The sequence below is a fragment of the Gordonia tangerina genome (genome assembly GCF_021556435.1).
Taxonomy (GTDB): Bacteria; Actinomycetota; Actinomycetes; order Mycobacteriales; family Mycobacteriaceae; genus Gordonia; species Gordonia tangerina.
Genome location: NZ_JAKGCU010000009.1, coordinates 21,999 through 32,742, shown reverse-complemented (window position 1 = coordinate 32,742; position 10,744 = coordinate 21,999). Strand labels below are relative to the sequence as shown.

10 protein-coding genes are annotated in these 10,744 nt (G+C 66.9%); 9 read left to right on the top strand and 1 reads right to left on the bottom strand.

The window, feature by feature from the left end; translation table 11 throughout:
• Nucleotides 1-133: 133 nt before the first annotated feature.
• On the top strand, nucleotides 134-2,113 hold the full coding sequence (gene rho / locus L1892_RS11815; RefSeq protein WP_235723789.1) for a transcription termination factor Rho: 1,980 nt from the start codon (nucleotides 134-136) through the stop codon (nucleotides 2,111-2,113).
• 83 nt (nucleotides 2,114-2,196) lie between these two features.
• On the opposite strand, the gene L1892_RS11810 is transcribed toward rho, so the two are convergent.
• On the bottom strand, nucleotides 2,197-3,393 hold the full coding sequence (locus tag L1892_RS11810; protein WP_268900239.1) for a diflavin oxidoreductase: 1,197 nt from the start codon (nucleotides 3,391-3,393) through the stop codon (nucleotides 2,197-2,199).
• 295 nt (nucleotides 3,394-3,688) lie between these two features.
• Here L1892_RS11810 and rpmE point away from each other — a divergent pair, with 295 nt between their 5' ends.
• The 8 genes from rpmE to atpB all read left to right on the top strand — a co-directional run bounded on the left by rpmE (nucleotide 3,689) and on the right by atpB (nucleotide 10,692).
• Nucleotides 3,689-3,916 carry a 50S ribosomal protein L31 gene (rpmE, locus tag L1892_RS11805; protein WP_007624933.1) on the top strand — a complete coding sequence of 76 codons (228 nt, stop codon included), beginning with the start codon at nucleotides 3,689-3,691 and terminating at the stop codon, nucleotides 3,914-3,916.
• Nucleotides 3,917-4,036: 120 nt separating this feature from the next.
• A complete protein-coding gene (gene prfA, locus L1892_RS11800; protein ID WP_235723787.1) occupies nucleotides 4,037-5,113 on the top strand; it encodes a peptide chain release factor 1 in 1,077 nt (358 codons plus the stop codon).
• 4 nt (nucleotides 5,114-5,117) lie between these two features.
• Complete coding sequence (gene prmC / locus L1892_RS11795; protein ID WP_235723786.1) at nucleotides 5,118-6,047, top strand: peptide chain release factor N(5)-glutamine methyltransferase; 930 nt, start codon at nucleotides 5,118-5,120, stop codon at nucleotides 6,045-6,047.
• Nucleotides 6,044-6,700 carry an L-threonylcarbamoyladenylate synthase gene (locus L1892_RS11790; protein ID WP_235723785.1) on the top strand — a complete coding sequence of 219 codons (657 nt, stop codon included), beginning with the start codon at nucleotides 6,044-6,046 and terminating at the stop codon, nucleotides 6,698-6,700. Before prmC ends, L1892_RS11790 begins: the two co-directional genes overlap by 4 nt.
• Nucleotides 6,701-6,703: 3 nt before the next feature.
• Nucleotides 6,704-7,921, top strand: coding sequence for a serine hydroxymethyltransferase (gene glyA / locus L1892_RS11785; protein WP_235723784.1), 1,218 nt, complete (start codon nucleotides 6,704-6,706; stop codon nucleotides 7,919-7,921).
• A gap of 76 nt (nucleotides 7,922-7,997) precedes the next feature.
• The gene (locus tag L1892_RS11780) at nucleotides 7,998-9,209 is read left to right on the top strand and encodes an MraY family glycosyltransferase (protein ID WP_235723890.1); all 1,212 of its coding nucleotides are present in this window, start codon (nucleotides 7,998-8,000) and stop codon (nucleotides 9,207-9,209) included.
• A 290-nt stretch (nucleotides 9,210-9,499) separates the two neighbouring features.
• Nucleotides 9,500-9,913 (top strand): ATP synthase subunit I, encoded by a 414-nt coding sequence (locus tag L1892_RS11775; protein ID WP_235723783.1) that lies wholly within the window; start codon nucleotides 9,500-9,502, stop codon nucleotides 9,911-9,913.
• Entirely contained in the window at nucleotides 9,910-10,692 is a 783-nt protein-coding gene (gene atpB, locus L1892_RS11770) for a F0F1 ATP synthase subunit A (protein ID WP_235723782.1), read from the top strand. Before L1892_RS11775 ends, atpB begins: the two co-directional genes overlap by 4 nt.
• Nucleotides 10,693-10,744: the final 52 nt, after the last annotated feature.

Below are 10,744 nucleotides of genomic sequence, written 5' to 3'. Positions count from 1 at the left end.
ACATTTCTTCTGACCGTCTTCTGAGGAGAATCCCAGGGACATCTCCGACGGGGACGAAGCCCGCCGAATGCGGCGGGGTGACAAAGGAACCCCGGCGAGCCCACGCTCTGCTCGGGGGAACGAAAGGACATCCGTGACGGAAACGGACCTGATCACCGCACCAGCATCCTCGAACAGCGAGGATTCCTCGCCTGCGGTGAGTTCGACCACACGTGGCTCCTCGACCCGCGCCCGTAGTGGGCTGTCCGGGATGGTGCTCACAGAGCTACGTGCACTCGCCGGTGAACTCGGCATCAAGGGCACCTCCGGTATGCGCAAGGGCGACCTGATCGCCGCCATCAAGGAACGTCAGGCCTCCTCCGGCGCAGCCCAGAAGGGTGAGTCGGCTCAGTTGAGCCTCGCCGAGGAAGAGTCGGCGCCGGCCAAGGGGCGGGGACGTCGTCCCAAGGCCGAGGCGCCGACCAGCACCGAGTCCGACTCCGACCAGCTTGCGGTGAAGGACGGCGAGACCCCGGCGCGGGGTCGTCGACGCGCTCGCGCTGCAGCCGAGGAATCGGGTAGCGAGGCCACCGCCGACACGGCGGCGGGCAATGGGGAGGTCGCCGCGAAGTCGACCGACGCCGAGTCGAAGCGACCCAAGGACGCCGAGGCCGCACCCACCGCCGGCGCTGACGAATCCGGTGATGACCAGCGCAATCGCGGGCGCAACCGCAATCAGAACAGCCCCAACCGGAACCAGAACCGGGACTCGCAGGGCGGCCGCGACAACAACAACCAGCGCGACAACCGGGACGGCCAGGGCAACCAGGGTGGTCAGAACAACCGGGATCAGCGCAACAACCGCGACGACGACGGTGACGGAGACGGCAGCGGCCGCGGCCGGCGGGGACGCCGGTTCCGGGAACGTCGCCGCGGGCGTGACCGTGACTCGTCGGGCGGTGCGGAACCCCAGGTCTCCGAGGACGATGTGCTGCAGCCCGTCGCCGGCATCCTCGACGTGCTCGACAACTACGCATTCGTGCGTACTTCGGGCTATCTCGCGGGTGCGAACGACGTGTACGTATCGATGAACATGGTCCGGAAGAACGGCCTGCGCCGGGGTGACGCCATTACCGGTGCGGTCAAGGTGCCCCGCGAGGGCGAGCAGCCCAACCAGCGCCAGAAGTTCAACCCGCTCGTCCGGTTGGACTCGGTGAACGGCACCGACATCGACACCGCGAAGAAGCGCCCCGAGTTCGGCAAACTGACGCCGCTGTACCCTAATCAGCGGCTGCGTCTGGAGACCACCCCCGAGCGGCTCGACACCCGGGTCATCGACCTGATAATGCCCATCGGCAAGGGACAACGTGCGCTGATCGTGTCGCCGCCGAAGGCAGGCAAGACGACGATTCTGCAGGACGTCGCGAACGCGATCACCATCAACAACCCGGAATGCCATCTGATGGTGGTGCTCGTCGACGAGCGTCCCGAAGAGGTCACCGACATGCAGCGCTCGGTGAAGGGCGAGGTCATCGCGTCGACGTTCGACCGTCCGCCGTCAGATCACACGTCGGTCGCCGAACTCGCGATCGAGCGTGCCAAGCGGCTGGTGGAGAACGGCAAAGACGTGGTGGTGCTGCTCGACTCGATCACCCGACTCGGGCGCGCCTACAACAACGCATCCCCGGCATCGGGTCGCATCCTCTCCGGCGGTGTCGACTCGACCGCGCTCTATCCGCCGAAGCGGTTCCTCGGCGCGGCACGCAACATCGAGCACGGCGGATCGCTGACGATCATCGCGACGGCGATGGTCGAGACCGGCTCCACGGGCGACACGGTCATCTTCGAGGAGTTCAAGGGAACCGGCAATGCCGAGCTGAAGCTCGATCGTAAGATCGCCGAACGCCGAGTCTTCCCCGCGGTCGACGTGAACCCGTCCGGTACTCGCAAGGACGAACTCCTGCTGTCGCCGGAGGAGTTCCAGATCGTGCACAAGCTGCGCCGTGTGCTGTCGGGTCTGGACTCCCAGCAGGCCATCGACCTGTTGATCAGCCAGCTGAAGAAGACCAAGTCGAACGTGGAGTTCCTGATGCAGGTCCAGAAGACCGCGCCGGGAGCGATGAACGACGACTAGTCCCACCCGTCGGCGCGAGGGATCACCACAGCTGCCGGTTGACGCGATCGAAGCGTCAACCGGCAGCTGTGTCGTCTAGCCCGTCAGTAGACGTCGCGCACGTAGCGCTTGGTGCGCCGCAGTTCGTCCACGACGCCGTGGGCTGCGGTCGTCGACAGCCCGCCGTGCTCGGCGATGATGTCGAGCAACGCGGTATCGACATCGGGGGCCATCCGGGTCGCGTCTCCACAGACGTATATGTGCGCTCCTTCCGACAGCCACGCGTAGAGCGCCGCGCCCTGTTCCCGCATCCGGTCCTGAACGTAGATCTTGTGCTCCTGATCACGGGAGAAAGCCAGGTCGACGCGGCTCAGCAGGCCGTCGGCGACGAAGCCCTCGATCTCGTCGGCGTAGATGTGATCGTGTTCGCGGTGTCTGTCGCCGAAGAACAGCCAGTTGCCACCGCTGGCCCGGCGGGCCGCACGTTCGTGCAGGAATGCGCGGAACGGCGCGATACCGGTGCCCGGGCCGATCATGATGGCCTTGATGTCATCGGGTGGCAGACGGAAGGCGCGGTTGGCCGAAACGAACACGTCGACCTCGGTGCCCGCCGGTCGGCGGTCGGCGACGAAGGTCGAGCATGTGCCGCCGCGGCGTCGGTCGGCTCCGTCATGACGCACAGTGGCCATCGTCAGGTGGACGGTCGAGCCATGCACCAGCGGACTCGACGAGATCGAGTACTGCCGGTGCACGAGTGGACGCAATTGGGCGATCAGTTCCTCGGGGGCGATGACCACCGAGCGGTCGACCTCGAGCAGATCGAGGACGTCTTTGCCGGCCAGCCAGGCATCGCGGGCATCCCGGGCGACGTCGTCGGCGACAAGGCTGTTCAGCTCGGGGTTGCCGGTCCGGCACGCGATCAGTCGCAGCAGATCTTCCGGCGCGGTGCAGACCTCGTATCCATGGGTCAGTGCTTCGCAGAGCGCTCGGGTGGTGCGGCGATCGGCGACGGGGGTGTCGGGTGCGACGCCCAACCGATCGATGATCCGGGCGACCACGTCCGGGTCGTTCACCGGCCAGACGTTGATGCCATCACCGGGCTGATACTCGATCCCGCTGTCACCGAGCGAGAGCACGATGTGGCGGACCTCCTTGTCCGAACCCGGACCGGACAGCACGGTGTTCGCCACCACCGTCGCCCGATAGGGGTTCTTCCTCGACCACTTCGACCTCACACGCGTCGGTACGTGGCGGGAGCTCGATTCGCGCAGCACCGGGGGAGAAGAACTGTCGAGCGGCATGGGATCCTCGCGGGTTGGCCCGTTCGTCGCGGGCGGTGTGCGATGCCCGGAAGGCATCGTGAGTTAGGTATGCCTAAGCACGGTAGTTCATATGGCGTGCGGGAATGAACGCGGTGGGGGTCGCGTTGGTGCCGAAGGATCGCGCGATGACCGCGTGGATCGTGCAGTGGTGTTGGGTCCGGAACGGATTTCTTCGCTGCGGGATCCGCGTGGCATACTGAGCGGTCGAGTCCGGTTCCGGTTCACACCGTCGATCCCCGACGGTGACCCGGCGACCACAGAAAGGGACAACCAGATGAAGCAGGGAATCCATCCCGAGTACGCGACGACCACAGTCGTCTGCGGTTGCGGCAACACCTTCGAGACCCGCAGCACCGCGGACAACGGACGTATCAACGTCGAGGTCTGCTCGCAGTGCCACCCGTTCTACACCGGTAAGCAGAAGATCCTCGACACCGGCGGCCGTGTTGCCCGCTTCGAGAAGCGCTACGGCAAGCGGACCAAGAACGCCGACGCCAAGTAGCTGTACCGACGACGCCCACCGCGCGCGTGCGATGCACGCCGGGTGGGCGTCGTTGTCATTTCGGCGATCGATGTCGCCGTTTCTCGATTCAGATTCGATCTCAGGGAGAAGTGAGGTCCCGTGACCACGCAGAGTCCGTCGGCGATCGACGACATCCTCGCCGAACATGCGGGCCTGGAGGCGCAACTCGCCGACCCGTCATTGCATGACGATCCCACCGCTGCCCGCCGGGTCGGGAAACGGTTCGCCGAGCTCGCGCCGATCATGGCGACCTATCGTCGGCTCGAGGCGGCCCGCGACGACCTCACCGCCGCGCGGGAACTCGCCGCCGACGACGCCTCCTTCGCCGAGGAGCTGCCGGCGCTGGAGGCGAGCGTCGCCGAGCTGGACGCCACGCTCACCGACCTGCTCGCCCCCCGCGACCCGCATGACGGTGACGACGTGGTGCTCGAGATCAAGTCGGGCGCAGGTGGTGAGGAGTCGGCGCTGTTCGCCTCCGACCTGGCACGGATGTATCTCAAGTACTGCGAGCGACGGGGCTACAAGGTACAGGTCCTCGGGGTCACCGAGAGTGATCTGGGTGGTTACAAAGAGGCGACCATCTCCATCAAGGCCAAAGAGCAGCTGCGCGACGGAGTCTGGTCTCGTCTGAAGTTCGAGGGTGGCGTGCACCGCGTCCAGCGGGTCCCGGTCACCGAGTCCCAGGGACGAATCCACACCTCGGCCGCAGGTGTGCTCATCTACCCTGAGCCCGAAGAGGTCGAACAGGTCCAGATCGACGAGAACGATCTGCGCGTCGACGTCTACCGGTCTTCGGGTAAAGGCGGCCAGGGCGTCAACACCACCGACTCCGCGGTCCGGCTCACCCATCTGCCGACCGGCATCGTGGTGACCTGTCAGAACGAGCGATCCCAGCTGCAGAACAAGGCGCGTGCGATGCAGGTGCTCGCTGCTCGGCTGCAGCTCGCCGCCGAAGAGGAGGCCGAGGCCGCCGCAGCCGAGGGACGCGCCGCGCAGATCCGGACGGTGGACCGTTCCGAGCGCATCCGCACCTACAACTTTCCGGAGAACCGCATCTCCGATCACCGGATCGGTTACAAGGCCAACAATCTCGATGCGGTGCTCGGAGGCGACATGGATGCGTTGCTCGATGCGCTGATCGCCGCCGACCGTCAGGCGCGACTCGAGGCCGAGTGAGTCGATGAGTCAACCGGATGGCGGGTCGGTCGGCGCTCGCCCGGTGGCGGCCGAACTCCGATGGGCGGCACAGCGTCTGGCCGAAGCCGGGGTGGACAGCCCCCGCGCCGACGCCGAGTGGTTGCTGTGCGATGCACTGGGGTGTGACCGCGGGCGCCTGCTGCTCGTCGATGCCGTGTCCGACAACGCCCGGGCCCGATTCCACCACGCCGTTGCGCAGCGCGCGGAGCGAATCCCGTTGCAGCACATCACTGGTACTGCAGCCTTCGGGCCTGTCGATCTCTCCGTGGGGCCGGGCGTCTTCACTCCGCGGCCAGAAACCGAGTTCCTGGCCGATTGGGCGGCCCGCGCGCTGGCGGACACCGCCGGGACGCAACTGGTGGACCTGTGCAGCGGTAGCGGTGCGCTGGCGATCGCGGTGGCGACGCTGGTGCCGAGTGTGCGGGTGACCGCCGTCGAGTATTCGCCACGCGCGCTGCACTGGTTGCGGCGCAACGTCGATGCGGCCGCCGCCGACATCGCCGCGCGGATCTCGGTGTGCTGCGCCGATGTCACAGATGCCGAACAGATGCTCGAGCTCATCGCCCCGGCCGGCGTCGACGTCGTGGTGGCCAATCCGCCCTATGTGCCGGACGGTCACACGATCGCGCCGGAGGTGGCCCACGATCCACCCGAGGCGGTCTTCGCCGGACCCGACGGCATGACGGTGATCGAACCGATGGTGCCGATCGTTGCCGATCTGCTGCGACCCGGCGGATATGTCGGGATCGAGCATGACGACACCACATCGGTGTCGGTGCTGACCGCGCTGGAGTCGACCGGGCAGTTCGTCGATGTGCGCGCACATGCCGACCTCGCCGGTCGTCTGCGCTTCGCGACGGGACGGCGGGCCGACGGTCGCACCCCGCAGGCCCGTGGGAAGATGGCCGGGTGAGCACGGTATTCGATTGCGGTGAACCGGACACCAGGGCGGCGGGCATCCGCGCGGCCGTCGGCGCGGCGAAAGCCGGTCGGCTGGTGGTGCTGCCGACCGACACCCTTTACGGGATCGGTTGCGATGCATTCGACTCCGACGCGGTCGCGTCGCTGCTGGCTGCCAAGGGGCGTGGGCGCGACATGCCGGTCCCGGTTCTGGTCGGATCGTGGCACACGATCGACGGCCTGGTGCTGTCGGTGTCGACCGCCGCGCGTGACCTCGTGGAGGCATTCTGGCCGGGTGGCCTGAGTCTGGTGGTGGCGCAGGCGCCGTCGCTGGCCTGGGACCTCGGTGACACCGACGGCACGGTGATGCTCCGGATGCCGCTGCATCCGGTGGCGATCGACCTGCTCCGCGAGGTCGGCCCGATGGCCGTTTCGAGTGCCAACGTCTCCGGGCGTTCACCGGCCACCACGGCCGACGAGGCGCGCGAGCAACTCGGCGAGGCCGTCTCGATCTACCTCGACGGCGGGCCGGCGGCCGCGGCGCAGGCATCGACCATCGTCGACCTTTCCGGCGCCACCCCGCGGATTCTGCGGGAGGGTGCAGTGCCCACGCAGGCCATCGCCGAGGTGCTCGACCTCGACGCCGATGTGCTGACCGCGCACTGATCCATGGCGGGTTCGCTCTCCGATCCGCAGGTCGCGGATCTGCTGGAACGTGAGACCCGGCGTCGCGATTCGACGCTGCAGCTGCTCGCCGGGGAGACGCCGGCGAGTCCCGCGGTGCGCGCGGCGCTCACCTCCGACCTCGGCGCCAAGTATGCCGAGGGGTACCCGGGCGCGCGGTATCACGGCGGGTGTTCGGTCGCCGATGAGGTGGAGAACCTCGCCATCGAACGCGCAGCAGCACTGTTCGGAGCCGACTACGTCAACGTCCAGCCGCTGTCGGGGAGTATTGCCGGACTGTCGGTGTACGCCGCCTTCGCGCAGCCGGGCGATCCGATTCTGGCACTCGGGTTGCGCCACGGTGGTCATCAGACGCACGGGTCCCGGGCCAACTTCTCTGGTCGCTGGTTCGCGCCGATCCACTACGGTGTGCGGCGCTCCGACGAACGGATCGACTACACCGAATTGCGTGACCTCGCGCTGCTGCACCGACCGCGGATCATCGTCGCCGGCGCTTCCTCGCACTCGCGGTCGTTCGATTTTGCCCTGCTGCGCACCATCGCCGACGAGGCCGAGGCGATCCTGTGGGTGGACGCCGCGCATCTGGCGGGTCTGGTCGCCGGCGGGGTCGTGGATTCTCCGCTACCACACGCCGACGTCGTGACCCTGTCGACGCACAAGGTGCTGCAGGGCCCCCGGGGCGGCATGATCCTCGCCCGGGACGAGCACCGTGCGGTCCTGCAGAAGGCGGTGCATCCGTTCGTGCAGGGAGGTCCCTCGATGAACTCGATCGCCGCGAAGGCGGTGTGTCTGCGCGAGTCGGGCGGCGAGGGCTTCGCGCAGTACGCCGCGGCGACGGTGACCTCCGCGCAGCGACTCGGCGAGGCACTGACCGCCGCGGGACTGCGCGTCGTCAGCGGCGGCACTGACCTGCATCTCGCCGTTGTCGACGTGTCGGAACGGGGACTCACTGGCATCGAGGCCCAACGCAGACTGGCCTCGGCCGGGATCGTGGTGGACCGGGCGGTCCTGCCATTCGACAGCCGGCCCGTGACCGAGGGGTCCGCGATCAGGTTCGGGACGCCGTGCGCCGTACTCGCGGGCCTCGGACCCGATGCGATGGGCGACGTGGCCGACTGGATGACACGCGCACTCGCGGTGGACGTCGGGGCCACCCAACACGCCGACATCCGCCACGAAATCCAGCTCCGGCTCGGCGGGTAGCGTGAAGACGGTGTTCGATACCGTCGCCGGCCTCCCCGGACTGTCGCCGGGCGCCCCGGGGGTCGGCGTCCAGGTGATGGCTTCGTCGGTGGTCGACACCGGTGGTGCCGGTGTGCCGTTGCGTGAGCTGGCGCTCGTCGCGTTGACGGCCGCCGCGGTCACCTACCTGTTGACCTCGTTGGTGCGGGTGTTCGCGATCCGCGTCGGCGCCGTCGCGGTGCCGCGGGTCCGCGATGTCCACGTCATTCCCACGCCGCGGCTAGGTGGACTCGGGATGTTCGCCGGAGTCGTGGCGGCCATCGCGTTGGCCGCCAATCTTCCCGCACTCACGCGTGGCTTCGCCTACACCAGTGATATGAGCGCGGTGATCGTCTCCGGCACGGTGATCGTGGTGGTCGGTGTCATCGACGACCGGTGGGGCCTCGACGCCCTCACGAAATTCGCGGGCCAACTCACCGCGGCCGGCGTACTCGTGATCATGGGCGTCAGTTGGTATCTGCTCTACGTCCCGTTCGCCGACATCGGCACAGTGGTCCTCGACCCGCTGCAGGCCGGCCTGCTCACCGTCGCCATCACGGTCGCGACCATCAACGCGGTCAACTTCATCGACGGTCTGGACGGCTTGGCAGCCGGCCTCGGACTCATCGCCGCGTCGGCCATCGCCATGTTCTCCCTCGGACTGCTCAACGATCAGGGCGGCGATGTCAGCTATTATCCGCCCGCACTGATCTCGACGGTCCTGGCCGGTGCGTGCCTGGGCTTCCTGCCGCACAACTTCTCGCCGGCACGAATCTTCATGGGCGATTCAGGGGCGATGCTCATCGGGTTGATGCTCGCGGCGGCATCGACCAGCGCGTCGGGCCGCATCGCGATGAACGCCTACGGACCGGCCGACGTGTTCACTCTGCTCTCGCCGTTGATCCTGGTCGCAGCCGTCGTGTTCGTACCGATGCTCGACATGCTGATGGCGGTGGTACGCCGCACGCGTGCCGGGGTGGGCTTCTACACACCCGACAAGATGCATCTGCACCATCGACTGCTCGAACTAGGACATTCGCAGCGCCGGGTTGCGCTGATCATCTACCTCTGGGTCGGTGTGCTGGCGTTTTCCGCCGCGGCCAGTACGCTGTTCCCGATATCGGTTGTCGCGCCGATGTTCGGCGCAGGACTGATCGTCGCGTTGCTGGCGACCATGGCGCCACGGCTGCATCGCCGGTACGCCGAGATCCGGACGCGTGGTCATGCCGAGCGTGCCGGGGCCGACGGTCCGGTCACGCCGCGAACCTGACCGCGGGTGCGATAGGAAGTACCCCAAGGTAAGGCTTTGGTAAAAAGCATGTACTATCGCCTGTAGTAGGTGGTTGCCGACGCGGCGCGCCATTTCCGGACGACGTGCCGGCGTGTTCGCCGCCCGCATCGGCCGACCCCTGCTCCGGACCGTGCATACCCCCCGGTGGGCACGGGCGCCGGTGTTGGTAGTGTCACAGAAAACCGTGAGCTTACGTCCGGTGACGAGGGTCGCCGATCGCACGCGCGTTGACCCGTGCCCACGGGCGGGGAGGAGTTGAGGAGAGGCGAATGAGCACAGCAGCCCCTGACTCGACGTCGTATTACCCCGCCGCGCCGACCGGTTTGCGTCGCCCGGCGATCATCGCCGCGGTCGTCGTCGCCGTCGTCATCGGCATCAGCATCGCCGTCGGGCACACATGGTTCGCGGTCTTCTTCGTCGCCGGAACGGTCGCGATCTTCGTGAACGCGATCCTGGTCCGGCGAGCGGTCGAGGTCGTGGCCGCGCAAGAACACCCTCGCAAGCAAGCTCTTGCCGTCAACTCAGCCGTTCGCCTCGGGGCCATCACCGTCCTCGCTCTGGTGGCGGCTTTCCTGGTCCGGCCCGATGGGCTGGGCGCGATGTTCGGACTCGCCATCGGCCAGGTCGTTCTGGTGCTCAACACGGTGATTCCGGTGATGAAAGGACTGCGTAAGCAGCTATGACCTCATTGTTCTTCCTGGCCGAGACTGCGGAACAAGAAGCAGAGAACGAAGCCGCGATCGAGGTTGGTCACCACATCCAGGTCGATTGGCTGGGGATGACCGTCAACCTCGACACGGTGATAGGCAGCAGCGTCGCCGCGGTCATCGTGGTCGCGATGGCGTTCTTCGTGCGAAACCGGATGACCTCCAAGAAGCCGAACTCGGTTCAGCTGTACTTCGAGGTCATCACCGTCCAGATGCGCAACCAGATCGAAGGTGCGATCGGGATGAAGATCGCGGGCTTCGTGCTGCCGCTGGCGGTCACCCTGTTCACCTACATTCTGGTGGCCAACTGGCTGGCGATCGTTCCCTCGCAATACGGCACCAGCACCGGGTCCACCAGCGAATGGCTCAAGCCGCCGGCCAGCGATGCCAACTTCGCGTACGCGCTCGCCATCTTCGTCTTCGTCTGGTACCACGCCGCAGGTGTCAAGCGCCGCGGCATCATCGGCCACCCGGTCAAGCTGATCAAGGGTCACGCCGTCGGTATCGCGCCGGTGAACATCATCGAGGAGATCGCCAAGCCGGTCTCGCTGTCCCTCCGACTTTTCGGCAACCTGTTCGCGGGCACCATCATGCTCGGCCTGATCGCGCTGATGCCGGTCTACGTCATGTGGGCGCCGAACGCACTGTGGAAGTCCTTCGACCTGTTCGTCGGACTGATCCAGGCCTTCATCTTCGCGCTGCTGACCGTTCTGTACTTCAGCCAGGCGATGGAACTGGACGAAGACCACCACTAGTACGACCCGGACGGCGAACGCCGACCGGAGCAAAGACCTGGCACTGAAGTGT